Genomic DNA, 26,551 nt, shown 5'->3' with positions numbered 1-26,551 from the left:
TGTTCAGCCATAAAGACCCCGCAGGCGCAGGCTGCGGCGCTCATCCGCCCTTATAGGGACCAGATTGCTGGCCGAAACCGGCGATTTTTCCGCGCAGGGAAGCGAAATATCGCCCGTCTCCGCGGCAAGCAGCACGCCCGCCTGCGCGAAGACCGTGCCGACAGCGCGTTGCATCACCGGCGAAATGTCGAGCGCGATCGTCCCGTCCGGCCCGGCGAGGTGCAACAGATGGCCTCTGCGCCAGTCGGCGATCTGCGCGGGTTCGATCGGTCGCAGCGCGCCGGTGGCGGGATCAGAGCCGAACCAGGCGGGAATGGCGGGCGACAGCGAGACATTCCATAGCCGCAGCAGGATCGACGTGCGCAATCCGGCCGGGAAGAAACCCGCCTGTTCCGCGATGCCTATCGCGTCAGGGGCGACATGTTCCACCGTCGCGCTTGCCGGGATGGCGGGGACGAATACCAGCTCCGGCTCCGGCAGGAATATGAGGCCGGAGAGAGTCTTGCCGGTCCGGGCATGGACGACGCCGGAGGGGAAGCGCACCGCGCCGGTTGCGGTATCGGCGATCATGGCTTCGTGCCATGTGGCATTGTCCGCGCTGGTCTTGATCGAGAAGTCGGGCCCGAAGATCGTGCCCATTTCGGCCCTGCCGCTATAGCCGGTCTGAAACAGGATCGAGGCCTTGCCGCCCGCCTGCGCCCGGTTGAGCTTCAATTCATGGCCATCGCCGCCATCGTCGAACAGGCTGGCCTTGCCGCGCACCACGAGCCGATTGTAATCATCCGCATCGGCGCCGATGCCGAGGCGGGGCAAGGCCCTGGCATCCCCGCCTGCCTCCATCCAGCGGGACTTGTGGAAGACGACGGAGCGTCCTTCACCCGCCACCCAGGCGTGCCAGCCTTCCTGTGGCGGAAAGCAGAACCAGCCGCCATCGAGCCAGGCCGCGAGCCAGCCATCCCTGCCTTTCCATGCGCCCGTCGCTGGCGCGGCGATGATGTGTCGTTCTCCCTCCGCTGCCGCATCCGGCGGTGCGCTCAGGTCGCGGCTGGCCACGCAGAGCTGCACCAGCGCATCGAGCGCGCGGATCGCCTCATTGTGGGTGACGTGCTTCTGCGCCTGCGACGGCGCGATATAGGGAAGCTTGAGGTTGGGCGTCTGTTCCATGTTGGACCTTTTCCAGTTGGTTACGCCCGCATTCTAAGCCCTCGCGGAAGCGGTGGGATAAGTTGCCATCTATCCTCCATCTGCGGCCGACAGGGGGATGAAAGCATTGCTTTTATGCCGCCCTATGCTACTGATCCGGCCTGTCCGACGTTGAGGGAAACACAAAATTGGAAAAACTCCGGCAAAGCATCGCGATGATGCCGCGTCGCTACAAGCAGCTCCTGCTTGTCATTTTCGACATGATCTGGTTATCGGCTGCCGTCTGGCTCAGCTATTCGCTGAGGTTGGGGCGAATCTTCGTTCCCAATACCGAACAGTTCCTGCTCATCGTTTCCGCGCCGATCATTGCGCTTCCCATTTTCATCCGCCTCGGCCTTTACCGCGCCGTCATCCGCTACCTGCCGGATAAAGCGATCTGGACCATGATCCAGACGGTGACGATTTCCGTCATTCTCTGGGTCTGCCTCGCATTCATCACGCAGATGACCGGGGCCGAAGGCGTGCCGCGCGCCGTTCCGTTTCTCTACTGGGTGATCAGCATCGCCTTCATCTGCGGCAGCCGGTTCGCCGCGCGCTGGGTCTTGTGGAGCCCGCTGGGCGCCCGTAGCCTGGAGCGCCAGTGCCTGATCTTCGGGGCCGGCGATGCCGGGCGGCAATTGGCCAATGCCCTCAGGTCGCAGAACGAAGTCTTCGTTGCCGGGTTCATCGATGATGATCCGAGCCTTCAGGGCATGGATATTCTCGGCATCCGGGTCTATCCGACAAACAGGATTGACGATCTGATCGAGAATCTCGGCATCAACGAGATGATCGTGACGACATCCGCCGTTGGCGGCACCGAGCGCCGCCGGCTGATCAGCAGGCTCAAATCCCGCGACGTGAAGGTACGCATCCTGCCGGCGATCTCGGACCTCACCGCCGGCAAGTACATCGTCAGCAATCTGCGCGACATCGACATCGATGACCTGCTCGGACGCTCTCCCGTTCCGGCCGATCCGGCGCTGCTCGACAAGACGGTGGAGGGGCGCGTCATCCTCGTTACCGGCGCCGCTGGTTCCATCGGATCGGAGCTCTGCCGCACCATCGTCAAGCTCGCCCCGGCGCGGCTGGTGGTGTTCGACGTCAACGAGCACGGTATTTACCAGCTGCACCGCGAACTCAACGTCATCAGCGATTGCGAAGTGGTGCCGGTCCTCGGTTCGATCAGCGACGAAGCGCTGATCCGCAAGGTGCTTTCCAGCCATGAGGTCGAGAACGTCTATCATTGCGCGGCCTACAAGCATGTTCCCCTCGTCGAGGAAAATGCCGTCGAGGGCGCACGCAACAATGTGCTCGGGACGGAAGTGCTGGCGCGGCTTTCGCGCGAGGCGGGCGTGCGCAATTTCGTGCTCATCTCCTCCGACAAGGCCGTCAGGCCGAGCAATGTGATGGGCGCGACCAAGCGCTGGGCCGAGCTGCTCGTGCGCCAGCAGGGCGATATGGCGCGCGCCGCCGGCACCGGGCAGATATTCGCCTCCGTCCGCTTCGGCAATGTCATCGGTTCGAGCGGTTCGGTCGTTCCGCTCTTTCGCGAACAGATCGCCAATGGCGGGCCGCTCACCGTCACCCATGACGAGATGACGCGCTATTTCATGTCGGTGCGCGAGGCGGCGGAACTGATCATCCAGGCCGGCGCCCTGTCCCATGGCGGCGATATATTGCTGCTCGAAATGGGCGAGGCGGTGCGTATCCGCGATCTCGCCGAGAACATGATTCTCCTCGCGGGGCTGACGGTCAAGGATGCGCAGCATCCGGATGGCGACATCGAGATCGTCACGGTCGGCATCCGCGACGGCGAAAAGCTGCATGAGGAACTGTTTTACGATCCGCAGGGCGTTTCGGCGACGCGGCACCCGAAGATCATGCAGGCCAAGCGCCGCGTGAACTCGCTCGATCACCTCTCGCCGGCGATTGCAGGGCTGCGGGAACTGATCGCGGCGCAGGATGCGGAAGGCGTCCGCAAGCTGCTGTTCGAGCACGCCGGGCTTTAGGGCGCGCGCGGCTTGCGGGTTCGCAATGCGCGCAGGACAATGCCGGTGAGGACGAGTGCCCCAACGAAGATGGCCGGCCGGTAGAGGCCGCCATCGGCCATTGCCACGGCGCAGACGATCAATAGCAGGTTCAGGACGGCGACGCTGCCGATGATGCGCCAGACGGGCCAGCCGGCCCGCCTCGCGAGCTGATAGGCATGTTTCGAATGTGCCGCGAAGATGTTCTCGCCCGCCAGAAGCCGCAGGATCAATGTCGATGTCGCGTCGCAGATGAAGAACAGCGGCAGGACGAGGCCGATCCAGATCGAGATATCGCGCGCCAGCAGGAAGAATACGAGCCCGCTCAGGAGGCCGAGCGGAAGGCTGCCGGAATCGCCGAGGAATATCAGCGCCCTTGGCCGGTTGAAGAAGGCAAACCCCGCCAGCGCGCCCGCCGCCAGCGCCGCGATCAGCCCGCCCCCCATGGCTGCAAGGCCGACGGCGGCAAGGCCAGCGGCGGCGAGGAGCGGGATGCCGAGTCCCGACACCACCATGAGGTCGAGGCCGTCCATGAAATTGGTCAGGTTGATGAAATAGATCAGCGCGATCACCAGCAGGACCCGCTCGGCGAGCAGAGGCAGAACCTCGGGCAGCAGCTGGAAATCCGCGCCGAGGCCGTGGATGGCGAGAATGGATGCGACCGCCTGCGCCGTCAGCCTGACATATTCCGGCAGGTGATGGCGATCGTCGAGAAAGCCTATGATCCAGAGCAGCAGCGCCGCGAGGCAGACATGGAAGAGGAAATGCGCCGACAGGCCGGCGGCGCCGCCAAACAGCACGAGGCCGACGAGGATGACCGGCACCAGCGCGAGGCCGCCGATCTGCCGCGCCGGCTGCGAGTGGTTGGAGCGCTCATTGACGGCCGCGACGAGAAAGCCCCGCGGCAGGAACCGCCGCAGCGCGGCGAGCAGCGCCACGCTTGCCAGGGCCGCCGCCAGGAAGGGAAGGGTGATTGCCGACACGTCGAGACCTCATAAGCGAATGATGCTGAACCCTTGTCATGAAAATAACGCCGAAACAATTGTGAGAAGCGACAAACTGGCCGATCATTCACGTTGCACAAGCCGAGGCCAGCAGCTATAAGCCGCGCTGTCAAACCAATCATCTTGACCCGATTGGGGCGTAGCCAAGTGGTAAGGCAGCGGTTTTTGGTACCGCCATTCGGAGGTTCGAACCCTCCCGCCCCAGCCAGATCCTCCCCCTCCGATATCCAGTTCTGCGGCACGGTCCATGGCCCGGTTTTCGGCCGGATCATTTTTCTACGCGCGGCAAGTCTTGAAAAACTCGAATTCCCGCTCCGGCGCCGGCGAGAATGACGTTCTGCAAACCGCGTCCATTGGGAAAAGAATTGGCGCATTATTCCATTCGCCGGATATTCCATCCTTTCACTATGGAATAGTCTTCCCCTATGTTTGCCGCCACGCCGGATATGTGCTGAATTCGGCAAATAGGTTTCGGGCCATCGTGCAACATCGCGCGAGGGTCCTGTTGTAATTGGACAGGGAATTCATGGGCAAGAATCTGACGCATCTTCAGCGTCTCGAAGCCGAGGCCATCCATATCTTTCGTGAGGTCGCGGCGACCTTCGCCAATCCGGTCATGATGTATTCGATCGGCAAGGATTCCTCCGTCATGCTGCATCTGGCCATGAAGGCCTTCTATCCGGGCAAGCCGCCATTTCCGTTCCTGCACATCGACAGTCGCTGGAAATTCAAGGAGATGATCGCGTTTCGTGATTCAGAAGCGCAGCGGCTCGGGTTCGACCTCCTGGTGCACAGCAACCAGGAAGGCGTGGAGCAGGGCATCAGCCCCTTCATCCATGGTTCCAACACCCATACCCACATCATGAAGACGGTGGCCCTGCGCCAGGCGCTCGACAAATACGGTTTCGATGCCGCCTTTGGCGGTGCGCGCCGGGATGAGGAAAAGGCGCGCGCCAAGGAACGCGTATTCTCGTTCCGCAATGCGCAGCATTCCTGGGACCCGAAGAACCAGCGCCCCGAAATGTGGAAGATCTACAATACGCGCGTCGCCAAGGGCGAATCGATCCGCGTCTTTCCGATCTCCAACTGGACCGAACTCGATATCTGGCAATATATCCTGCAGGAGAAGATACCGATCGTCCCGCTCTATTATGCGGCGATGCGGCCGGTGGTCGAGCGCGACGGCATGCTGATCATGCGCGACGACGAGCGGATGGACCTCTTGCCGGGCGAGGTGCTGCAGCAGAAAATGGTGCGATTCCGCACGCTTGGCTGCTATCCTCTGACCGGCGCGGTGGAATCGACCGCAACGACGCTGCCGGAGATCGTCAGCGAGATGCTGGTGGCGCGCACCTCCGAGCGGCAGGGGCGCATGATCGACAGGGACGAGGCCGGATCGATGGAAAAGAAGAAGCGCGAGGGCTATTTCTGATGAACAGTCTTGCCCAGATCGACCAGGCACAGGAAGCCGAAGGCGCCGCGCTCGATATCAATGCCTACATGGCGGAGCAGGAGAAGAAATCGCTGCTGCGCTTCCTCACCTGCGGCTCCGTCGACGATGGAAAATCGACGCTGATCGGCCGGCTTCTCTACGACACGAAGCTGATCTTCGAGGACCAGCTTGCCGCACTGCACCGCGACAGCCGCAAGCATGGCACCAATGGCGAAGATATCGACTTCGCCCTCCTGGTCGACGGGCTGGAGGCGGAGCGCGAGCAGGGCATCACCATCGATGTCGCCTATCGCTTCTTTTCGACGCCGAAGCGCAAGTTCATCGTCGCCGATACGCCCGGACACGAGCAATATACCCGCAACATGGCGACGGGCGCTTCGACGGCGGACCTTGCCATCGTGCTCGTCGATGCGCGCCAGGGCGTGCTGCGGCAGACGCGGCGCCACAGTTTCATCGCCTCGCTGCTCGGCATCCGCAATATCGTGCTGGCGGTCAACAAGATCGACCTCGTCGATTATTCGCAGGATGTGTTCGAGCGGATCGTCGAGGAATATCAGGAATTTGCCGGCAGTCTCGGATTCAAATCCGTAAGGGCCATCCCGCTTTCGGCCCGCTTCGGCGACAATGTGATCGCCCCTTCGCAGAACATGACATGGTATGACGGCCCGGCGCTGCTCCAATATCTGGAGGATGTGCCGCTGGACAATGCCGACGAGGCGAAGCCCTTCCGCTTCCCCGTGCAATATGTCAACCGGCCCAATCTCGACTTCCGCGGCTTTGCCGGCACCATCGCTTCGGGTTCTGTCGCGCCGGGCGATGAAGTCGTCGTGGCGAAATCGGGGAAATCGTCGCGGGTGAAGCGCATCGTCTCCATGGATGGCGATCTGGAACTGGCCCGCGAGGGCGAGGCGGTGACGCTGGTGCTCGAGGATGAAGTCGAGCTCTCGCGCGGCAATATGCTCGTTGCGCCCGATGCCCGCCCGGATGTCGCCGACCAGTTCGCCGCCCATCTCGTCTGGTTCGCCGAGCAGGCGCTCATACCGGGGCGTTCCTATATACTGCGCACCGAGACGGACCAGGTGACGGCGACCATCACCGACCTCAAATACCGAATCGATATCAACAGCTTCGCCCAGGAAGCGGCCAAGTCGCTTGACCTCAACGAAGTCGGCGTCGTCAATGTCTCGACGCAGGAAGCGGTCGTCTTCGACGCCTATGGTTCCAACCGGTCCACGGGTTCGTTCATCCTCATCGACCGGCTGACCAACGCGACCGTCGGCGCCGGCATGATCGATTTCGCCCTGCGGCGCGCCTCCAATGTCCATTGGCAGGCGCTCGACGTCGACAAGGCCTCGCGCGCGGCGCGCAAGGACCAGAAGCCGGCGGTTCTATGGTTCACCGGCCTGTCGGGCTCCGGCAAATCGACGGTGGCCAACCTCGTCGAAAAACGGCTCGCCGCGCTCGGCAAGCACACTTACATCCTCGATGGCGACAATGTGCGCCATGGGCTGAACCGGGACCTGGGCTTCACCGAGGAGGATCGCGTCGAGAATATCAGGCGCGTCGGCGAGGTGGCAAAGCTGATGGTCGATGCCGGCCTGATCGTGCTCGTCTCGTTCATTTCGCCCTTCGCCTCCGAGCGCCGGATGGTGCGCGAATTGCTGTCCGATGGCGAGTTCATGGAGATCTTCGTCGATACGCCCTTCGAGGAATGCGCGCGGCGCGATCCGAAAGGCCTCTACGCCAAGGCGCTGCGCGGCGAGATCAAGAATTTCACCGGCGTCGATTCTCCCTATGAGCGGCCGGAACACCCGGAGCTTCATCTGGAGACAGTCGGCAGAAGCACCGAGGAACTCGCCTCGGAGGTCGAAAAGCTCCTCATCGAACGCGGCATCCTGTTCAATTACGACCAGAGTTCCTGGTCGATCTAGTGGTCTGGTTCGTTCCACTAGGCGCGCGCGTCCAACCTCGTATAATGTGCCCGGCAAAGTCTGGGCCCTCATGTTTCATAGGCGAATAGATGACCGATATCGCGACTGCCACCATCGACCATGCGGCCTTGCTCAGGGCTTTCGAACGCATGGCGATAGATGCCGGACAGGAGATATTGCGCATCTATGAGGAAGGCTGCGACGTCCTGCTCAAGGAAGACAAGTCGCCGGTGACCGCTGCCGACCATGCGGCGGAGGCGATCATCCTCCAAGCGCTGCGCCGGGCGACGCCCGATATCCCGATCGTCGCCGAGGAGGAAATTTCCGGCGGCCATGTGCCGGGCGAACTCGGTTCGCGCTTCTATCTGGTCGACCCGCTGGATGGAACGCGCGAATTCGTCAACCGGAACGGCGATTTCACGGTCAATATCGCCCTCATCGAACATGGCGCGCCCGTCCTCGGCGTCGTCTATGCGCCGGTGCGGGGCTGGCTTTTCCTCGGTGGCCCGGACGGCGCGGAGGAAGCAGGCATCGGCGAAGGCGGCAAAGTGACGGGCCGCCGCGCCATTTCCTGCCGCAAGGCACCGGCGCAATTGATTGCCGTCGCCAGCCGCTCGCATCGCACGCCCGAGACCAACAGCTATCTCGAGGGTTTCACCGTCGGCGAATGCGTTTCCGTCGGCTCGTCCATCAAGTTCGGACTGCTGGCGCGGGGCGAGGCGGATATCTATCCGCGCCTCGGCCGCACCATGGAATGGGATACGGCGGCGGGCGATGCGGTCTTGCGCGCCGCTGGCGGAGCGACGCTCACCCTCGATGGCCAGTTGCTGACCTATGGCCGCCGCAACCAGGCCAACGATGCGGATTTCGCCAATCCGGGTTTTGTCGCGCGCGGCCGGCTCTAGGCATTCTCCGCCGGCTGCGTCGAAAACCAGGCCTTCGTACACTCCGGCAGCTGCAATTGACCGCTGAGGTAAAAATATTTCAGCAGGACGAGCAGCGATATCAGTGTTTCGGACTTGCGGTCGGCAAAGACGGCATGATGGGCATTGGCGTTGCGGATGATCGCTTCGGCCAGTGACGGATTGCCATTGTAGAAGATGATCTTGTCTTCGAGATCAGAAAAATCATCCTTCAGCAGGACGAAATGAACGCCGGGCCTGAGCCGCCCCTCCATGAACCACGTCTCATAGCGGCAGCGCGGCATCAAGCACAGCGAATTGCTCGACATGATCCATTTGAGATTGGTCGCAACGTCGATGCCTTCGACCGATATGATATATCTGTAGCGCAGCTGCTGTTTCACCGGCAGCCAGGGCTTGAAAGAACCATCGGACCGATCGACGAGCCCGACATTGCACAGGCGGTGACTGGAATAATTCCCGGCCAGCACCAGCCTTTTGGCGTTGTTGTTTCGCCCTCTCCACACCGCCTGAGGCAGCTTCTGCGCAAAGGCGTGGCTGTCTCTCACCTTGGCGAAGTGCCGCAAGCGGTCGAGGTTCATGATGACGGAATTGCCGTTCTCGCCGCCCGCCGGCCTGCTCTTGACGATCGACGGCGTGGCGGGAATGTCGGTGATGTCGCCGAACCGGTAGGAAAGGCCGAGATCGTCGGCAAAGTACCGGCAATATTCCTTCAGGTCGTAATAATACATGCTGCTGGATTTCTCGATATTGCCGATATTGCGGCCGGGGTCGACTTTGAAGCCGGCGTCCAACTTGTTGTAATAATTGACTCTATCGATAATGGCGTCGTGCAGGTGCGAACCGAGGATACTGTCGATGCTTCGGCGGAACAGCACCGCCGGCATGTTGTCCTTGATGAAGTGCGACGAATAATAGGTAGCTCTGTCCAATGCTTTCCGTAACACGCAATGCGTTCCTTGAAATATGAATGGAATTACAAATACTGAAAAAGCCGGTCCCGGCAGGGCCGGATGAATATGCGCTGGATGATAGGCAGAAGCAGCGCTGGGCGCAATGCGCCGCAACAGCCGAGATAGAACCTAGATTCGGGTCACTAGCTGCTGGCCTTGCTGCGCAGGAGCAGCCAGACGACGAAGAATGCGCCGATGGAGCTGGTGACGATGCCGATGGGAAGTTCCTGCGGCGCGAGGATCAGCCGCGCGGCGAGGTCGCTGAGCAGCACCAGCAGCGCGCCGAGGATGGCGCAGGTCAGCACGAGACCCGCATGCAGCGGCCCCGCCAGCATGCGCGCCACATGCGGTATCATCAGCCCGACAAAACCGATCACCCCGGCCGAGGAAACGAAGATCGCCGTCGAAAAGGCGCAGACGATGAAGACCGTGCTGCGCATCCGGTGCGTCTCGATGCCGAGGCTTTCGGCGGTGCTCTCGCCGGCAAGGAACGCGTCGAGCCTGCGGTGAAACAGCAGCGCAAAGATCATGATGGCGGCGAAGCCGACCAGGGCGAGGGGCAGATTGTCCCAGCGCGCGAGGCCGAGCCCGCCCAGCGTCCAGAACAGGATGGAATGCGCCGCGCGCTGGTCCCCGGCGAAGACGAGATAGTTCGTCAGGGCGGCGAAGATGAAGGAGACGGCGAGGCCGGCGAGGATGAGGCGCTCCGGGCCCTGGCCATGCACCCGCCGCGTCAGGAGCAGCACGATGATTGCCGCGAGCATGCCGCCGCTGAAGGCGGCAAGGGGCAGCGTCCAGACGCCGAACCTGTCGCCAAGAACGGTGATGACCGAGACGGCACCGGCCGCCGCGCCCGAGGAAAGGCCGAACAGGAAGGGATCGGCGAGGTCGTTGCGCGTCACCGTCTGCAGCATGGCGCCGATGACGCCCAGACCCGCGCCGACGGCTATCGCCAGCACCGCCCGCGGCAGCCGCAGATCGACGACGATGCGCTGGATCGGCAGCGGCGTGTCCGAGCCGCCAAGGCCAAGGCTGGCGGCAAGGGAGCGAATGACCTCTCCCGGCGCGATGAAGGTCGATCCATAGGCGACGGACAGCACGGCAAGCGTCGCGATCAGCACCACGCCCGCGCCCAGTCCGAAGATCGTGCGGCCCGGTATCTGCACTCAGAATGCTTCCGGGTGCATCGCCTTGGCGATCTTGGCGATTGCCTCGACATTGGCCGGCCCGGGCGTCAGTTCCGCATAGCGCAGGGCGACGAAGCGCTCGTTTCTCACCGCGTCGGTCTCCTTCATCGCCGGGTGCGATTTCAGGAAGTCGAGCAGCTTGGCATAGCCCGCATTGTCCTGGTAATCGAGCAGCACGAGGAATTGCGGGTTGCGCGCCGCCACGGTTTCCCAGGATGTCGTGCCCCAGCTCGTTTCCATGTCGGCCATGATATTGGTGCCGCCGGCTTCGGCGATCATCGCGGTCGGGATGGCGAACTTGCCGGCGGTGAAAGGCTTGTCGTCGCCTGAATCATAGAGGAAGACGCGGGTGCCGCTGTCGCTGCCGATCTTCGACCTTATCTCGGCCAGGCGCTCTTTCCAGCCGGCGATCAGCCTGTCGGCCTCGGCCTCCTTGCCGAAGATGATGCCGAGCTTCTTCATGTCGCCATAGAGCAGTTCCATGGTCGCCGCCGGCCTGTTCCTGTCGAGATGGATGCAGCTTTCCGTCAGCTCCAGCGTCTTGATGCCATAGGGCGCCAGCGTATCGGGCGTCACGTCGCCGCCGGGCTTCATGCCGTAATACCAGCCGGCGAAGAAGAAATCCGGGCTTGCCGCCACGAGGTTTTCCACGCTCGCATATTTCGGCGCGAGTTCCGGAATGTCGCCGAGCTGCTGCTTGAACGCATCATCCAGCTTGTACCAGCCGGTAATGCCGCTGACGCCGACGATCGACGGCTGCAGGCCGAGCGCGAAGGCCATCTCGCTCATATTGATGTCCTGGATCACCGCCCGCTTCGGCGCGCTGTCGAAGGTGACGGAGCGGCCGCAGCTTTCGACGGTGACTGGGAAGGCAAGCGCCGGCAGCGGCACCAGCAGCGCAAGCATCTGAGCGAGGGATAGCGCGAACTTCTTCATGATTTGCTCCGTATGGGCTGGGATGCGGAATGGGGGAGGCTGGCCTCGAAGACCATCAGGTCGCGGTCCTGCGAGGGATGGCGCATCCTCAGCACGTCGAGGGCGAAGACGTCGCTGACGATGCGCGGCGTCAGGCATTCGTCCGGCGTGCCGGTCGCGACGACCCGACCCTGCTGCATGACGGCGATGCGCGTGGCGAAGGGGGCGACGAGCGGCAGGTCGTGCAGCACGGCGATCGTGGTGACGCCGAGGCCGCCGACCAGCGCCAGCAGCTCGCTTCGCGCCCGCGGATCGAGATGATTGGTCGGCTCGTCGAGGAAGAGCACTTTCGGCTTCTGGCAGAGGGCGCGGGCGAGCTGCATGCGCTGGCGCTCCCCGCCCGACAGCGAGGCGACCGGCCGGCGCGCGAATGCCGCCAGATCGACGCGGACAAGCGCCTCCTCGACGATCGCCGCGTCCTCGTCGCGCCTGAAGGCGCCGCTGTGCGGGATGCGGCCGAGCGCGACATAATCCTGCACGAGCAATTGCCCGGCGGGGGAATCGGTCTGGCCGACGACGGCGATCAGCCGGGCACGGTCGAGCGGCCGAAGCGCCGCAATGTCGTCGCCATGGATGCGGACGCTGCCGGAGGAGGGCTTCAGCAGCCCGGCCATCATGCGCAGCAATGTCGATTTGCCCGCGCCATTCGGACCGATGATCGCCAGCCGCTGTTCGGCGCCGATCTCGAGGCTCGTCGGCTCGACCAGCATGCGGCCATTGCCGGCGCGGTAGCCGAGCGCATCCATCGACAGGGCGGGCTCACTCATTGACATATCCTCGATGCTGCATGATGGGCAAGCCATAATGATATGTTATAACATGCGCAAGTGTCGGCGAGGCATTTAAACTTGCCGGGCCGCAGGGCGACGCTCACCCACGGAGCGGCGGGAGACGATGCGAAGAGGGCGGAGATACTTGCTTTCGGCGTTGGCATGTCCGGCTGTTCTGGAAGGGGTCAGCAGGGACGATTATGCCTCCGAAACGGACCGGGCCTTCGAATGGACCGGAAAAGTAGACGCGAATCTACCGGCACTGTATCGCCGCCGGCACACCCCGTCCGGTTCGAGTTATCCGTTTGATGGCAGGTCTCCTGGCTTGCGGGTCGTCATTCCGCCCTGCCTTCCCGGTTTCCCAGTGGCATATCGGGCTTCACTCACCGCCTACAGTTGCGGGGGCAGCCACGGCATCGGTCCCGTTTGGGTACGCCTTACCGTGTTCCCTTTTCATCTCCGGCTTTGTCGAACCGGAGAAACCATCACTCGAATCTGTAACCCAAAGCGCAGGCAAAGGGAACAGCCCGCACTGGCCGGCGGGCGATAAAAAGCGGCAGGGAACAAATTTTGGGCGTGATCAAATTTTGAGCGTGACAAGGCCCCGCAGTAGGTTAGCTTAAGGGTGGGCTTCGCACCCGAGGGATCTCTGTCTGGATATGAGGCCACATGGCAATACAAGCTGCGCTCTACCATCTGACGCACTATAAATATGATCGGCCCATCCGTCTCGGGCCGCAGATCATCCGGCTCCAGCCTGCACCCCATTCCCGCACCAAGGTTCCAAGCCATTCGCTGAAGGTCAGCCCGGCCAATCATTTCGTCAATCTGCAGCAGGACCCATACGGCAATTTCCTCGCGCGTTTCGTCTTTCCGGAACCGGTGAGCGAATTGAAGATCGAAGTCGATCTCGTTGCCGACATGACCGTCTACAATCCGTTCGATTTCTTCGTCGAGCCGGAAGCGGAGACCTGGCCGTTCGAATATCCGCAGGATCTGCACCGGGACCTGTCGATCTATACGGAGCCGGAGCCATGCGGGCCGCTGGTGGCCGATTTCCTCGCCTCCATCGAGAGGACGCCGGTCAATACGGTCGATTTCGTCGTCGCGCTCAATGCCCGCCTGCAGCGCGAGATCGGCTATGTCATCCGCCTCGAGCCCGGGGTGCAGGAGCCGGAGGATACGCTGCGCGCCGGAACCGGCTCGTGCCGCGATACGAGCTGGCTTCTCGTCCAGGTGCTGCGGAATCTCGGGCTGGCGGCGCGGTTCGTGTCCGGCTATCTCATCCAGCTCAAGCCGGACCTCGTGGCGCTCGACGGCCCGGCCGGCACCAGCGTCGATTTCACCGACCTCCACGCCTGGTGCGAGGTCTACCTGCCCGGTGCGGGCTGGATCGGCCTCGATCCGACTTCCGGGCTCCTGACCGGCGAAAGCCATATTCCGCTTGCCGCGACACCGCACTATCGCAATGCCGCGCCGATATCGGGCATGGCCGAACCCGCCAATGTCGAATTCGGCTTCGACATGCGGGTGACGCGCATCGCCGAACATCCGCGCATCACCAGGCCGTTCTCGGACGAATCCTGGCAGGCGCTCGATGCGCTCGGCGACCGGGTGGACGCGATCCTCAAGGAAAGGGATGTGCGGCTGACGATGGGCGGCGAACCGACCTTCGTTTCCATCGACGATTTCGAGGCGGGCGAATGGAATACCGATGCGGTCGGCCCGACGAAGCGGGAACTCGCCGACAAGCTCATCCGCCGGTTGCGCCAGCGTTTCGCGCCGGGCGGCTTCCTGCATTATGGCCAGGGCAAATGGTATCCCGGCGAAAGCCTGCCGCGCTGGACCTTCTCGCTCTATTGGCGCAGGGACGGCAAGCCGATCTGGACCGATCCCGCGCTCGTCGCCGCCGAAACCAGCAGTGCCGAAATCTCGACGGAAGATGCCGGAAAGCTGCTCACCGCCATTGCGGACGAACTCGGCGTCGAAACCGGCATGGTGGCCGCGGCCTATGAGGACCCGGGCGAATGGCTGCTCAAGGAGGGCAATCTGCCGGAGAATGTCGATCCGACCAATCCCGAGCTCAAGGACCCCGAAGAGCGCAGCCGCATGATCCGCGTCTTCGAGCGCGGCCTGACCGAGCCGACGGGCTTCGTCCTGCCGGTGCAGCGCTGGAACAGCCAGGCGGTTCCGGACCGGCGCTGGCGCAGCGAGAAATGGACGACGCGGCGCGGCAAGCTCTTCCTGGTCCCGGGCGATTCGCCCGTCGGCTATCGCCTGCCTCTCGGCGCGCTGCCGCGGGTGCCGCCTGCCGAATATCCCTATATCGTGCCGGTGGACCCTTCGGTGGACCGGGGGCCATTGCCCGCGCCCCATCCGGCTGCCGCCCCGGCCACTCCGCCGCAGGCGGTGGCATCTTCCACGGCGACTGATAGCCCGCCGCAGGCGGTGGCATCCTTCACGGCGGCAGAGGGAAACCAGCAGCAGCGGATCGAGCAGGAACTCGGCGAGATCGGCGGCGCCGTGCGCACCGCGATCTCGGTCGAGCCGCGCGAGGGACGCCTGAGTGTGTTCATGCCGCCGGTCGAGGCGCTGGAGGATTATCTGGAGCTGGTCGCGGCGGCGGAGAGCGCGGCGGCCCGGCTCGGCATACCCGTCCACATCGAAGGCTATGCCCCGCCGCAGGACCCGCGCATCAATGTCATTCGCGTGGCGCCCGATCCCGGCGTCATCGAGGTCAATGTCCATCCGGCGGCCAATTGGCGCGAATGCGTCGACATCACCACGGCGGTCTATGAGGAGGCGCGCCAGACCCGGCTCGGCGCCGACAAGTTCATGATCGACGGCCGCCATACCGGCACGGGTGGCGGCAATCATGTGGTGGTGGGCGGCGAAACGCCCAATGACAGCCCGTTCCTGCGCCGGCCGGACCTGTTGAAGAGCCTCGTGCTCTACTGGCAGCGCCATCCGGCCCTGTCCTACCTGTTTTCCGGGCTGTTCATCGGCCCGACGAGCCAGGCGCCGCGCATCGACGAGGCGCGGCATGACAGTCTCTACGAATTGGAGATCGCGCTTGCGCAGGTGCCGATGCCGGGCAAGGGCGCGCCGCCGCTGCCATGGCTGGTGGACAGGCTGTTCCGCAACCTGCTCGTGGACGTGACCGGCAATACCCATCGCTCCGAAATCTGCATCGACAAGCTGTTCTCGCCCGATGGCCCGACGGGCCGGCTCGGCCTCGTCGAGTTCCGCGGCTTCGAAATGCCGCCCGATGCGCGGATGAGCCTTGCCCAGCAATTGCTGATACGCGCCCTGATCGCGCGGTTCTGGACCGAGCCGATCGAGGGCAGTTTCGTGCGCTGGGGCACGACCTTGCACGACCGTTTCATGCTGCCGGCCTTCGTCTGGGAGGATTTCCTCGAAGTCCTCGCCGATCTGCGCCAGCATGGTTTCGACCTCAGGCCCGAATGGTTCGAGGCCCAGCTCGAATTCCGCTTCCCCTTCTGCGGCGAACTGGCGCTGGAAGGCGTCAAGCTCGAACTGCGCCAGGCGCTGGAACCATGGCATGTCATGGGCGAGCAGGGCGCCATCGGCGGAACCGTCCGCTTTGTCGATAGTTCGGTCGAGAGGCTGCAGGTCCGGCTCGAAGGCGCCAATGCCGGGCGCTATGGCGTGGCCTGCAATGGCCGCGAGGTGCCGCTTGCGCCGACGGCGGTCAATGGCACCGCCGCCGCTGGCGTCCGCTTCAAGGCGTGGCAGCCGCGCTCCGGCCTGCATCCGATGCTGCCGGTGAACGTGCCGCTGGTCTTCGATGTTTACGATCGATGGTCCGGCCGGGCGATCGGCGGTTGCACCTACCACGTTGCACATCCCGGCGGGCGCAATTATGAGAGCTTTCCGGTCAATGGCAACGAAGCCGAAGCGCGCCGGCTCGCCCGTTTCGAACCGCGCGGCCATACGGCCGGCAATTACGAACTGCGCAAGGAACAGCCATCGCCGGAATTCCCGATGACATTGGACCTCAGGCGAACGAGACTATAAGCGTTACGGGCATTGCCGCATGAATGGCGATGCCCCGACCGACCCGAACGCTGGAAACCGCGACATACGATGATGATGCAACCAGAAAAGGCGCAATCGCTCTCCAGCCTGCTGGCCGGATATCGACCCTTGCCGGCCACTTCCGACGAGATGATCGACCATGATGGCAATGTGCGCCCCGGCTGGGAGCAGCTGCTGAGCGCGCTGGACGGGATCGGCCCGGAAAAGCTTGCCACGCGCTTCGCCAGGGCCAGCCAGTATCTGCTCGACGCCGGGGTCTTCTACCGCATCTATGACGAGACCGGCACGCAGGAGCGGCAGTGGCCGCTGGCGCACATACCGATCCTGATCAACGAGAACGACTGGAGCCTCATCACGTCCGGCCTGACGCAAAGAGCCGATCTCCTGGAGGCGATGGTCGCCGATATCTATGGCGAGGCGCGGCTGGTGCGGGACGGGGTGCTGCCGCCGGACCTCATCGCCCACAGCCCCGAATTCCTGCATCCGCTTGCGGGCGTGGCGCCGGCCAGCGGCCATTTCCTGCAATTCTGCGCCTTCGAGCTTGGCCGCGCGCCGGACGGGCAATGGTGGGTGCTGGGCGACAGGACGCAGGCGCCCTCCGGCGCCGGCTTTGCGCTGGAGAACCGCGTGGCGACGACGCGCGCGCTCTCGGACATCGCAAGCTCGATGAATGTCCATCGCCTCGCCGGGTTCTTCAGGCATTTCCGCGACTCGCTCCAGGCGCTGATCCGCGATCCGCAGGGCAGGGCCGCCATCCTGACGCCGGGACCCAATAACGAGACCTATTTCGAACATGCCTATATTGCCCGCTATCTCGGCTTCATGCTGCTGGAGGGCGAGGACCTGACCGTCAGCAATGGCCGGGTGATGGTGCGCACCGTTTCCGGCCTGAAGCCTGTCGACGTGCTGTGGCGCCGCCTCGATGCCGCCTATGTCGATCCGCTGGAACTGAAGCCGGATTCGTGGATCGGCACGCCCGGCATGGTCGGCGCCCTGCGGCGCAAATCCGTCTCCATGGTCAATGCGCTGGGCTCGGGCATCCTCGAGACGCGCGCGCTGCTCGCCTTCCTTCCGGCCGTCTCGCGCGCCCTGCAGGGCCGCGAACTCGAACTGCCGAGCATCGCCACCTGGTGGTGCGGCCAGGAGGCCGAGCGCGAACAGGTCATCGATCGCATCGACCGGATGATGGTCGGCCCGGCGCTTTCGACGCGGCTGCCATTCGAGGACACGGAGGCGACTCAGCTTGGCGCATCGCTGAACCCTGCCGCGAAGGCCGGGCTTGTCGAACGGCTGAGGCAGGATGGACGGTCGCTGGTCGGGCAGGAGGCGGTGAAACTGTCGACGACGCCGGTCTATGTCGACGGCCGGCTCGAACCCCGGCCCTTCGTGCTGCGGGTCTTTGCCGCCAGGCACAAGGGCGGCTGGAGCTTCATGCCCGGCGGGTTCGCCCGCGTCGGCACCAGCGAGGATACGGCCGCCATCGCCATGCAGCGCGGCGGACAGGCGGCGGATGTGTGGGTGACCAGCAGCACGCCGGTGGAGCAGAACACGCTGCTGCCGCGCGAGGATGCCGGCTTCCGCCGCAACGTGCCCGGCACGCTGCCGAGCAGGGCGGCGGAAAACCTGATGTGGATGGGCCGCTATATCGAGCGGGCCGAGGGAACGGCGCGCATGCTTCGCGCCTGCCACGCGCGCTATGCCGAGACGCCCAACCGCGAATTGCCGCTGCTGGCCGAGATGCGCGATTATCTGGAACCGCTCGGCATCGACCTCGACGAGGCGGTGCCGATGGGCCTGCAGCGCTCGATCGACGGCGCCGTGCTGAGCGCCGGGCGCATTCGCGACCGCTTCTCCTCCGATGGCTGGCTGGCGCTGCACGACCTTTCGAAGACCGTGCGCCGATTTGCCGGCGTGGTGACGCCGGGCGACGACGCCACCCGCGCCATGACCATCATCCTGCGCAAGCTTGTCGGCTTTTCCGGCCTCGTCCACGAAAACATGTACCGGTTCACCGGCTGGCGCTTCCTCGAGATCGGCCGGCGGCTGGAGCGCGGCATCCAGATGGCGAACATCCTGTCGCGGCTAGGCCGCCACGATGCCGCCGAGGGTTCGCTGGACATGCTGCTCGAGATCGGCGACAGCGTCATGACCCACCGCCGCCAGTACAGCGTCTATTCCGGCCGCATCAGCGTGCTCGACCTGCTGGCGCTCGATCCGCTCAATCCGCGCTCCATCATGTTCCAGGTCGATGCGCTGAAGACGGAGTTCGGCCTGTTGCCGCGCCCCGATGGCAGCGCCGGCATGCTGCCTTTCTCCAAGGACGTCCTGAGGCTGCATACGGAACTGGCGGTGGCCGAGGCGGGCGAACTGACGCCGGAGGCGTTGCGCGGCATCGGTCACGATATCGCGGACCTCTCCAATACGATTTCAGCGACTTACCTGGCATAGGAGGCGGAACATGCTCTACGATATTCGCCTGCGCCTCCATTATGACTATGAGAGATCCGCTGCCGGCGGGCGTCATCACGTGCGGGTCATGCCGCAGACGCTGCCGGGCATCCAGCGCGTCGTTGCCTCCAGCCTGTCGTTCGAGCCGTCGCCGGCCGAGCGCTCGGAGTTCAAGGATTTCTTCTCCAATATCGTCACCGCCATCGTCTATCGCAATCCGCATGAGACGCTCGACATCGGCATGACGGCGCGGGTCAACGTCTCGCGCCCGCCGATGATGCTCGACGTCTCGCCGGATCTTGCCGGGCTGCGCCGGGAAATCCGCTCGCTCTGGGCGGTCGACGCGGAGGCGCCGCATCATTTCCTGACATCGGGGATACACGCCGAAATCACGCCGGAGATCACCGCCTATGCCGGGACGAGCATCCGCGCCGGCCGCACCATCATCGAGACGGTGGCCGATCTCAACAGGCGCATCCATGCGGATTTCGCCTATGATGGCGGCGCCACCAATGTCCGCACCACGGCGGGCGAGGCCTTCCGCCTGCGGGCCGGCGTCTGCCAGGATTTCGCCCATGTGATGATCGCCGGCCTGCGCGGCCTCGGCATTCCCGCCGGCTATGTCAGCGGTTTCCTGAGGACGATCCCCGCACCCGGGAAGGAGCGGCTGGAAGGCGCCGATGCGATGCACGCCTGGGTGCGCGCCTGGTGCGGGCGGGAGACGGGCTGGCTCGAATTCGACCCGACCAACGACATGATGGCCGGCAACGACCATATCATCGTCGGCCATGGCCGCGATTATGCCGATGTTTCGCCCATTGTCGGCGTCCTGAAGACCAGCGGCGCGCAGGAGGGCAAGCAGTCGGTCGATGTCGTTCCGCTGGAGTTGGCAGGGTAGGGCATTTGCCACCATGACAAGATAGTTTGGCCCGGCAGGGACGGTTGGAACTGTTTTTCTTGGTTTCGGGCGGCGGGCGGAATAGATTGGCGCATCCTGCCAATTCGACCCCGGGTAAAGCCGCCGTGAATCCCCGACAATCGCATTCGCCGCTGATGTTGACGACCGGTCCCGTGGAGGCCTATCCGCAGGTGCTCGCCGCGCTTGGCCGGCCGATGCAATATGATTATCTTCCGGCCTATCAGGATTATTATGCCGGCGTCGTCGCCAGGTTGCGCCGGGTCCTGCGCATGGATGACGATCCGGTCATCATGCAGGGCGAGGCCATTCTCGGCATAGAGGCTGCGGCCGCCGCCCTCATCGGCGATGGCGACGTCGTTCTCAACATCGTGTCCGGCGTCTATGGCAAGGGCTTCGAGACATGGGCGCGGCGCCATGGCCGCGAGGTGGTCGAGATCGCCGTGCCGTTCGACGAGGTGGTGGACCCGCAGGCGGTGCGCGCGGCGCTGCGGCAGAGGCCCGACATAAGCATCGTCTCGATCTGCCATCACGACACGCCGTCGGGCACGATCAACCCGGTCGAGGAGATCGGCGCCATCGTCGCCGAACATGGCGCCTATCTGATCGTCGATGCGGTTTCCTCCTTCGGCGGCATGGACATCTTTCCGCATTCATGCGCGGCGGCCGTCTTCGTCACCTCGCCGTCGAAATGCCTCGGCAGCGCCCCGGGTCTCAGCCTCGTCGCCGTCAGCGAGCGTGGCTGGCGCAAGATCGAGGCCAATCCGGCTGCGCCGCGCGCTTCCTTCCTGAGCCTCGCCGACTGGCGCGGCGCCTCGCGGCCTGGCGCCGCCTTTCCGGTGACGCCTTCCATCGCCGAGATACACGCGCTCGATGCCGCGCTGGACCTGCACGAGGCCGAGGGCGCCGAGAATGTCTGGGCCCGCCATGCGGCGACGGCGGCGGCGACCCGGCGCGGCCTGCTCGACCTCGGCTACGAGCTTTGGCCGCGCAGGCCCGAATGGTGCTCGCCGACAGCGACGGTCTTCCGCGTGCCGGAAGGCTGCGATGCGACCGAACTCAGGAACCGGCTTGTCCGCGAACATAATATCCTGATCTCGCTCGGGCGAGGGGCGACAGCCGGCAAGGTGCTGCGGGTCGGGCATATGGGCCCCGCCGCCCGGCCCGAAAATGCAACGAAGTTCCTGGCCGCGCTCGAATCAGTGCTTTCACGACAGGGAGTATGAACATGTCAGCCTTTTTCCCGACCCGGCGCCGGTTTCTTGCCGCCAGTGCCAGCGCCGCGGCCCTGACGGTGCTGCCATTGGGCGGTGTGCCATTGGGCGGTACGCAATCGGGCCGTGCATGGGCGCAGGAACCCGTCCGGGGCGGCAGGCTGGTGGTGGCGGGCGACAGCGAGCCGACCAATCTCAATCCCGCCATCGTCGCATCCAACGGCGTGTTCTTCGTCGCCAGCAAGGTCATCGAACCGCTCGCCGAGCAATCCTATGGCGGCACCGACGGATTGGAGCCGCGGCTCGCCACGTCCTGGGAGGGATCGGAAGACGGGCTCTCCGTCACCTTCAGGCTGCGCGAGGGCGTCAGCTGGCACGACGGCAAGCCCTTCACCGCGGCGGATGTGGCGTTTTCGGCGCTGGAAGTCTGGAAAAAGCTGCAGAATCTCGGTCGTGTCGTCTTCAGGAACCTCGAAACGGTGGAAACGCCGGACGATCACACCGCCATCTTCAAATTCTCCGCCCCGACGCCGTTCCAGCTGATCCGCAATGCCTTGCCGGTGGTGACGTCGGTGCTGCCGGCGCATCTCTACCGCGACACCGACATTGCCCGCAACCCGGCGAACCAGAAGCTGGTCGGCACCGGGCCCTTCGTCTTCGCCGAGCACCGGCCGGGCGAATATTTCCTGCTCAGGCGCAACGAGAATTACTGGAAGAAGGGCGAGCCGCTGCTGGACGAGATCGTCTACCAGTTTCTTCCCGATCGCGCCGCCGCCGGCAATGCGCTCGAAGCGGAGGAAATCCATCTCGCCGCCTTCTCCGCCGTGCCGCTCGCCGATCTCGACCGTATTTCGCAGGTGCCGGGCCTCAAGGTCCATGCCAATGGCTATGAGGGCCTGACCTACCAGTTGGTCGTCGAAATCAACCATCGGCGCAAGGAACTGGCGGATCTGAAGGTGCGCCAGGCCATCGCCCATGCCATCGACCGTGATTTCGTCGTCAAGACCATCTTCCTCGGCTATGCCAAGCCGGCCTTCGGTCCCATTCCGGCGACGGACCCCACTTTTTTCGAACCCGACCTGCCGCGCGCCGCGTTCGATCCCGCCCGGGCGGAAGCGCTGCTCGACGAGGCGGGCTACAAGCGGGGCGATGGCGGAACCCGGTTCGCGCTCAGGCTCCTCCCGGCGCCGTTCTTCAACGAGACGAAGCAATTCGGCGATTATCTGCGGCAGGCGCTGGCGAAGATCGGCATCGACGCGCAGATCGTCGGCAACGATACGCCGGCCCATCTGAAGGCGGTCTATACGGATCATGATTTCGACATCGCGGTCGCAACGCCGGTCTACCGCTCCGACCCAGCCATCTCGACGACGATCCTGTTCCAGAGCGGCCTGCCGGCGGGCGTGCCGTTCTCCAACCAATATGGTTTCGCCGACCAGCCGATCGATGCGCTCATCGACCAGGCGGCAGCGGAGATCGACGGAGCCAGGCGGGCCGGGCTCTACCGGCAATTGCAGAAAGAGGTGGCGCAGAAGCTGCCTTTGATCAATGTCGCCGATTTCTCCTTCATCACGGTCGCCCGCGATACGGTAAGAAACGTCTCGGACAATCCGCGATGGGCGGTATCGAACTGGTCGAATGTCTGGATCGCCGGCTGAGCGGCCACATTGTCAGGCGCGGCAATTGCCTCTAGGCTCGCATCCTCATGACTGCCGGAGCTGTTCTTGCCGCCTCTTGCCACTTTTCTTCTCAAACGCCTCGCGGCAGCTCTCCCGGTTCTCGCCATCGTGCTCCTTGGAAGCTTTGCCCTGCTCGAAGCCGCGCCCGGCGATGCGGTGGATGCCTATATCGGCCGGTCCGGCGCGCTCGATGCCGGGCAGATTGAGGCGCTGCGGCGGGAATTGCGGCTGGATGAGGGGCCGGCCAACCGGCTTGCCGCCTATGTCTCCGCGCTTGCCCGGGGCGATCTGGGCTGGTCCTCGGCCTTCGAGCGGCCGGTTGCCTCGGTGGTGGCCGAGCGCCTGCCGGTAACGCTGCTGCTGATGGGCGTCTCGACGGCGCTGGCCTTCCTGCTCGGCTCGCTGCTCGGCGTCGTCGCCGGCGCCCGGCCCGGCTCGTGGCGCGACCGCTTCCTGTCCACGGCCTCGCTGGCGCTCTATGCGGTGCCGGGCTTCTGGCTCGGGCTCGTGCTGATCGTCGTCTTCAGCGTCCATTTGCACTGGCTGCCGATCGGCGGCATCGAGGCTGTGGCGTCGGGCAGGACAGGCCTTGCCCGCATCGGCGATATCGCCGCGCACATGGTCCTGCCGGTCGCCTCGCTGTCGATGATCTATCTCGGCCTCTACCTTCGGCTGATGCGCGACCGCATGGCGGCAATATGGAACGAGCCCTTCGCGCTTGCGCTCAAGGCGCGCGGATTGAGCCGGACGCGCATCGTCTGGCGCCACATCGCCCGCAATGCCATCGTGCCGGCCGTGACGATGCTGGGGCTGCAGGCGGCGGCGATGCTCGGCGGCAGCGTCGTGATCGAGAGCGTCTTCGCCATACCGGGCTTCGGCCGGCTTGCCGCCGAGGCGGTTTCGCGGCGCGACACGCCGCTGCTCCTCGGCGTCATCCTGTGCAGCGCGCTCATCGTCATCCTCGCCAATCTGCTGGTCGACCTCGCCTATGGCAAGCTCGATCCGCGGGTGAGGATCAGGACATGACCGGCTGGGGCAATATCGGCTGGCAGGCGCGGTTCGGCCTGCTGCTCCTTGCCGCGCTCGGGCTGATGGCGCTGGCGGCGCCGCTCATCGCGCCGGGCGATCCGCTGGCGCTTTCCGGGCCGCCGCTGTTGCGGCCGTTCCTCGATGCCGCCCATCCGCTCGGCACCGATCGCCTTGGCCGCGACGTGCTGGCCGGTATCGTGCATGGCAGCCGCACGACCCTCATGATCGCGCTGTTTTCCGCGGCGGCGGCGCTGATGTTCGGCAGCCTCATCGGCACGCTTTCCGGCTTTCTCGGCGGCATCGTCGATCTGGCGCTGATGCGTCTCACCGAGGCGTTCCAGACCGTGCCGGCCTTCCTGCTGGCGCTCGCCGCCATCAGCATGAGCGGCCCCGGCATCCCGACGCTGGTCTTCGCCATAAGCCTCGGCAACTGGACGCAGGCGGCGCGGGTGACGCGGGCGGAGGTGCTTTCCCTGCGCGAGCGCGATTTCGTTGCCGCCGCGCGCGTCCTCGGCATGCGGCCGCTCGAAATCGCTTTCCGGGAGATCCTGCCGAACGCTTTCGGCCCGCTGGTTTCGCTCGCCGCGATCTCGGTGGCTTCGGCGATCCTGATCGAGGCGGCGCTGTCGTTCCTCGGCTTCGGCGATCCGAACCGCGTCACCTGGGGCAGCATGATCGCCGAAGGCCGCACTGTCCTGCGCGCCGCGCCCTATCTGTCGGTCGTGCCGGGCATCGCGCTCGTCGCCACGGTGCTCGGCGTCCATTTTGCCGGGCGCGGCCTAGCTCTGCGGGAAGGGGTGTCCCGGCGGGAAAGGGTGGCGCAATGAGCGAATTGCCGTTTCTGGCCGTGAAGAATTGCAGCGTCGCCTATGGTGCGCAGACGGCGCTCGACGATGTATCGCTGGAGCTCGGGCGCGGCGAAAGGCTGGCGATCATCGGCGAAAGCGGCTCCGGCAAATCCACGCTGGCGCTCGCCATTGCAGGCCTGCTGCCGGGCGATGCCGTGCAGTCCGGCGCGATTGATTTTCCGGGTCTGGAGCAGGCGGCAAGGCCCGGCGCCGATATCGGCTTTCTGTTCCAGGATGCCTCGGGCAGTCTTGATCCCATGATGAAGATCGGCGACCAGATCGCCGAGATCATGGTGTCGCATCGCGGCATGGGCTGGATCGCGGCGCGGGTGGAGGCGGCGCAATTGCTGGACCGCGTCCGCATACCGAAGGCGCTGGCGCGGCTCGACGACTATCCGCACCAGTTCTCCGGCGGCCAGAAGCAGCGCATCGCGCTCGCCGCCGCGCTGGCGGGCGAGCCGCAGCTGCTCATCGCCGACGAGCCGACCAGCGCGCTCGATACGGTGACGCAGCGGCACATCGTCGACCTGCTGGACGAACTGGTGCGCGAGGCGGCGCTGACGCTGGTTTTCGTCACCCACGATGTAGCGCTGGCGGCCGAGCGCGCCGACCGTATCGCCGTCCTGCGCCATGGAAGGATCGTCGAGACCGCTGCCACCGCCGCGCTGCTTTCAAGCCCCGCCCATCCCTATAGCCGGGCGCTCGTCGCCCTGCATCTGCCGCTCGGCACGGCGCGGCCGCGCCGGCTGCCGGAAATCGTGGAGGATGTGCCGTCATGACCCGTGGCGCTCCCCTGCTGCAGGTCAGCGGCCTGTCGAAACGCTTCGGCAAGGCGGGTCCGGCCGGCCTGCGCGATATCGGCTTCTCGCTGTCGCGCGGCGAGACGCTGGCCATTGCCGGTGCGTCCGGCTCGGGCAAGACGACGCTGGCGCAGCTCGTGCTGCGCCTGCAGGAGCCGGACCACGGCACGATCCAGCTGCTCGGCCAGGACATAACCCGGCTTGGCGGCGAGGCGCTGCGGCGCATGCGGCCACGGTTTCAGATGGTGTTCCAGGACAGCATGGCCGCGTTCAATCCGCGCGCCTCCGTCCGCCGCATCCTCGAGGCGCCGCTGCGCATCCACAAGCTGGCGGCCAAGGGCGCCTGCGAGCCCATCATCATCCGCATGCTGGAAAAGGTCGGGCTCGGGGCGGAACATCTCGACCGCCTGCCGCGCTCGCTCTCCGGCGGCCAGCGCCAGCGCGTCGCCATCGCCCGCGCCATGCTCACCCAGCCGCAGCTGCTGGTGCTCGACGAGCCGGTATCGGCGCTCGATCTTTCCATCCGCGCCCAGATACTCAATCTGCTGCTCGACCTGCAGGAGGAGACCGGCATCGCCTATCTCTTCATCTCCCACGATCTTGCGGTCATCAATGCGGTGGCGGACAGGCTGATCGTGCTCGACGAGGGCCGGCTGGTGGAGGAGGGCGCTACGGCCGCTGTACTGGCCGCCCCGCAGGCCGAGGCCACCCGCGCGCTGATCGCCGCGGTTCCGCGCCTGCCGCCAGGAGGGCCGGGCTAGCGCAGCACCTGTTCCGCGTCGATGACGCCCTCGAACACGACATGCTTCGGATCGAAGGCGCCGTGCCCGGCGATCTGCGCCACTTCCGCCTTCGGCTCCTCATAGGCCCACATGGCATCGTCGGCCGATTCTCCCTGGCCATTGATGCGCCAATAGGTGGCCGTGCCCTTCCACGGGCACTTCGTCTCGGTCGAGGTCTTTTCCAGATGGGTGAAATAAATGTCGTCGAAGGGGATATAGAGCACCGGATCGTGCCCCGGCTCCCGCAATTCGAGCGCCTTGTCGGATGAAGCGATGACCACATCCCTGAATCGGACAGTCACCGATTCCGGATAGGGTCGAATGGTAATGCCGCCGTCGTCCATGATCGTCTCCTTATGCTCATTCAG

20 protein-coding genes, 1 tRNA gene and 1 riboswitch are annotated in these 26,551 nt (G+C 64.7%); of the genes, 14 read left to right on the top strand and 7 right to left on the bottom strand.

Going from position 1 to position 26,551, the window contains the following annotated elements:
• Positions 1–3 precede the first annotated feature (3 nt).
• Positions 4–1,164: a DUF2793 domain-containing protein gene (locus M8997_RS14640; RefSeq protein ID WP_250014764.1), complete on the bottom strand. Its 1,161-nt coding sequence runs from the start codon at positions 1,162–1,164 to the stop codon at positions 4–6.
• A 194-nt stretch (positions 1,165–1,358) separates the two neighbouring features.
• Here M8997_RS14640 and M8997_RS14635 point away from each other — a divergent pair, with 194 nt between their 5' ends.
• The gene (locus M8997_RS14635) at positions 1,359–3,194 is read left to right on the top strand and encodes a nucleoside-diphosphate sugar epimerase/dehydratase (protein ID WP_250015427.1); all 1,836 of its coding nucleotides are present in this window, start codon (positions 1,359–1,361) and stop codon (positions 3,192–3,194) included.
• Here M8997_RS14635 and M8997_RS14630 read toward each other — a convergent pair.
• Positions 3,191–4,195: a glycoside hydrolase gene (locus M8997_RS14630; protein ID WP_250014762.1), complete on the bottom strand. Its 1,005-nt coding sequence runs from the start codon at positions 4,193–4,195 to the stop codon at positions 3,191–3,193. The genes M8997_RS14635 and M8997_RS14630 overlap by 4 nt on opposite strands.
• A 154-nt stretch (positions 4,196–4,349) precedes the next feature.
• Between M8997_RS14630 and M8997_RS14625 the strand changes: the two genes are divergently transcribed.
• From M8997_RS14625 to cysQ, 4 genes are all read left to right on the top strand, one after another.
• A tRNA-Gln gene (locus tag M8997_RS14625) sits at positions 4,350–4,424 on the top strand.
• Positions 4,425–4,742: 318 nt separating this feature from the next.
• Positions 4,743–5,648, top strand: a complete 906-nt coding sequence (cysD, locus tag M8997_RS14620) for a sulfate adenylyltransferase subunit CysD (protein ID WP_250014760.1) — start codon at positions 4,743–4,745, stop codon at positions 5,646–5,648.
• The gene (gene cysN / locus M8997_RS14615) at positions 5,648–7,600 is read left to right on the top strand and encodes a sulfate adenylyltransferase subunit CysN (protein WP_250014759.1); all 1,953 of its coding nucleotides are present in this window, start codon (positions 5,648–5,650) and stop codon (positions 7,598–7,600) included. Before cysD ends, cysN begins: the two co-directional genes overlap by 1 nt.
• A gap of 89 nt (positions 7,601–7,689) precedes the next feature.
• The gene (cysQ, locus tag M8997_RS14610) at positions 7,690–8,505 is read left to right on the top strand and encodes a 3'(2'),5'-bisphosphate nucleotidase CysQ (protein WP_250014758.1); all 816 of its coding nucleotides are present in this window, start codon (positions 7,690–7,692) and stop codon (positions 8,503–8,505) included.
• On the opposite strand, the gene M8997_RS22270 is transcribed toward cysQ, so the two are convergent.
• The 4 genes from M8997_RS22270 to M8997_RS14590 all read right to left on the bottom strand — a co-directional run bounded on the left by M8997_RS22270 (position 8,502) and on the right by M8997_RS14590 (position 12,405).
• Positions 8,502–9,470 (bottom strand): glycosyl transferase family 90, encoded by a 969-nt coding sequence (locus M8997_RS22270; protein ID WP_250014757.1) that lies wholly within the window; start codon positions 9,468–9,470, stop codon positions 8,502–8,504. The genes cysQ and M8997_RS22270 overlap by 4 nt on opposite strands.
• A gap of 149 nt (positions 9,471–9,619) precedes the next feature.
• The gene (locus M8997_RS14600; protein WP_250014756.1) at positions 9,620–10,642 is read right to left on the bottom strand and encodes an iron chelate uptake ABC transporter family permease subunit; all 1,023 of its coding nucleotides are present in this window, start codon (positions 10,640–10,642) and stop codon (positions 9,620–9,622) included.
• Complete coding sequence (locus M8997_RS14595; RefSeq protein WP_250014755.1) at positions 10,643–11,599, bottom strand: ABC transporter substrate-binding protein; 957 nt, start codon at positions 11,597–11,599, stop codon at positions 10,643–10,645.
• Complete coding sequence (locus M8997_RS14590) at positions 11,596–12,405, bottom strand: ABC transporter ATP-binding protein (protein WP_250014754.1); 810 nt, start codon at positions 12,403–12,405, stop codon at positions 11,596–11,598. The genes M8997_RS14595 and M8997_RS14590 overlap by 4 nt, the downstream gene beginning before the upstream one ends.
• 295 nt (positions 12,406–12,700) lie before the next feature.
• A riboswitch (cobalamin riboswitch) is annotated at positions 12,701–12,910 on the bottom strand.
• 167 nt (positions 12,911–13,077) lie between these two features.
• On the opposite strand from M8997_RS14590, the gene M8997_RS14585 reads away from it, so the two are divergent.
• From M8997_RS14585 to M8997_RS14545, 9 genes are all read left to right on the top strand, one after another.
• A complete protein-coding gene (locus M8997_RS14585; RefSeq protein WP_250014752.1) occupies positions 13,078–16,446 on the top strand; it encodes a DUF2126 domain-containing protein in 3,369 nt (1,122 codons plus the stop codon).
• Positions 16,447–16,515: 69 nt separating this feature from the next.
• Entirely contained in the window at positions 16,516–18,915 is a 2,400-nt protein-coding gene (locus M8997_RS14580; protein WP_371929587.1) for a circularly permuted type 2 ATP-grasp protein, read from the top strand.
• A 10-nt stretch (positions 18,916–18,925) separates the two neighbouring features.
• Positions 18,926–19,813, top strand: a complete 888-nt coding sequence (locus M8997_RS14575) for a transglutaminase family protein (RefSeq protein ID WP_250014750.1) — start codon at positions 18,926–18,928, stop codon at positions 19,811–19,813.
• A 155-nt stretch (positions 19,814–19,968) separates the two neighbouring features.
• Entirely contained in the window at positions 19,969–21,057 is a 1,089-nt protein-coding gene (locus M8997_RS14570; protein ID WP_250014748.1) for an alanine--glyoxylate aminotransferase family protein, read from the top strand.
• Positions 21,058–21,059: 2 nt separating this feature from the next.
• Positions 21,060–22,703: an ABC transporter substrate-binding protein gene (locus tag M8997_RS14565; protein ID WP_250014746.1), complete on the top strand. Its 1,644-nt coding sequence runs from the start codon at positions 21,060–21,062 to the stop codon at positions 22,701–22,703.
• A 66-nt stretch (positions 22,704–22,769) separates the two neighbouring features.
• Positions 22,770–23,750, top strand: coding sequence for an ABC transporter permease (locus M8997_RS14560; protein ID WP_250014744.1), 981 nt, complete (start codon positions 22,770–22,772; stop codon positions 23,748–23,750).
• Positions 23,747–24,580: an ABC transporter permease gene (locus tag M8997_RS14555; RefSeq protein ID WP_250014742.1), complete on the top strand. Its 834-nt coding sequence runs from the start codon at positions 23,747–23,749 to the stop codon at positions 24,578–24,580. The genes M8997_RS14560 and M8997_RS14555 overlap by 4 nt, the downstream gene beginning before the upstream one ends.
• Positions 24,577–25,380 (top strand): ABC transporter ATP-binding protein, encoded by an 804-nt coding sequence (locus M8997_RS14550; RefSeq protein WP_250014740.1) that lies wholly within the window; start codon positions 24,577–24,579, stop codon positions 25,378–25,380. Before M8997_RS14555 ends, M8997_RS14550 begins: the two co-directional genes overlap by 4 nt.
• Entirely contained in the window at positions 25,377–26,162 is a 786-nt protein-coding gene (locus M8997_RS14545; protein ID WP_250014737.1) for an ABC transporter ATP-binding protein, read from the top strand. Before M8997_RS14550 ends, M8997_RS14545 begins: the two co-directional genes overlap by 4 nt.
• Here M8997_RS14545 and M8997_RS14540 read toward each other — a convergent pair.
• Positions 26,159–26,527, bottom strand: a complete 369-nt coding sequence (locus M8997_RS14540) for a DUF427 domain-containing protein (protein ID WP_250014735.1) — start codon at positions 26,525–26,527, stop codon at positions 26,159–26,161. The two genes, M8997_RS14545 and M8997_RS14540, sit on opposite strands and share 4 nt — an antisense overlap.
• Positions 26,528–26,551: the final 24 nt, after the last annotated feature.

The organism is Phyllobacterium sp. 21LDTY02-6 (assembly GCF_023554255.2).
In the GTDB taxonomy this organism is placed as follows: Bacteria; Pseudomonadota; Alphaproteobacteria; order Rhizobiales; family Rhizobiaceae; genus Phyllobacterium.
The sequence above is the reverse complement of the archived record's forward strand: the minus strand, read 5'-3'. Positions and strand labels throughout refer to the sequence as shown.

Coding starts and splice junctions, on each gene's coding strand:
- M8997_RS14540 (WP_250014735.1), bottom strand. CDS start 26,527: ATGGACGACGGCGGCATTACCATTCGACCCTATCCGGAATCGGTGACT.
- M8997_RS14580 (WP_371929587.1), top strand. CDS start 16,516: ATGATGATGCAACCAGAAAAGGCGCAATCGCTCTCCAGCCTGCTGGCC.
- cysD (WP_250014760.1), top strand. CDS start 4,743: ATGGGCAAGAATCTGACGCATCTTCAGCGTCTCGAAGCCGAGGCCATC.
- M8997_RS14585 (WP_250014752.1), top strand. CDS start 13,078: ATGGCAATACAAGCTGCGCTCTACCATCTGACGCACTATAAATATGAT.
- M8997_RS14595 (WP_250014755.1), bottom strand. CDS start 11,599: ATGAAGAAGTTCGCGCTATCCCTCGCTCAGATGCTTGCGCTGCTGGTG.
- M8997_RS14635 (WP_250015427.1), top strand. CDS start 1,359: ATGATGCCGCGTCGCTACAAGCAGCTCCTGCTTGTCATTTTCGACATG.
- M8997_RS14550 (WP_250014740.1), top strand. CDS start 24,577: ATGAGCGAATTGCCGTTTCTGGCCGTGAAGAATTGCAGCGTCGCCTAT.
- M8997_RS14640 (WP_250014764.1), bottom strand. CDS start 1,164: ATGGAACAGACGCCCAACCTCAAGCTTCCCTATATCGCGCCGTCGCAG.
- M8997_RS14575 (WP_250014750.1), top strand. CDS start 18,926: ATGCTCTACGATATTCGCCTGCGCCTCCATTATGACTATGAGAGATCC.
- M8997_RS14590 (WP_250014754.1), bottom strand. CDS start 12,405: ATGAGTGAGCCCGCCCTGTCGATGGATGCGCTCGGCTACCGCGCCGGC.
- cysN (WP_250014759.1), top strand. CDS start 5,648: ATGAACAGTCTTGCCCAGATCGACCAGGCACAGGAAGCCGAAGGCGCC.
- M8997_RS14555 (WP_250014742.1), top strand. CDS start 23,747: ATGACCGGCTGGGGCAATATCGGCTGGCAGGCGCGGTTCGGCCTGCTG.
- cysQ (WP_250014758.1), top strand. CDS start 7,690: ATGACCGATATCGCGACTGCCACCATCGACCATGCGGCCTTGCTCAGG.
- M8997_RS14565 (WP_250014746.1), top strand. CDS start 21,060: ATGTCAGCCTTTTTCCCGACCCGGCGCCGGTTTCTTGCCGCCAGTGCC.
- M8997_RS14545 (WP_250014737.1), top strand. CDS start 25,377: ATGACCCGTGGCGCTCCCCTGCTGCAGGTCAGCGGCCTGTCGAAACGC.
- M8997_RS14570 (WP_250014748.1), top strand. CDS start 19,969: ATGTTGACGACCGGTCCCGTGGAGGCCTATCCGCAGGTGCTCGCCGCG.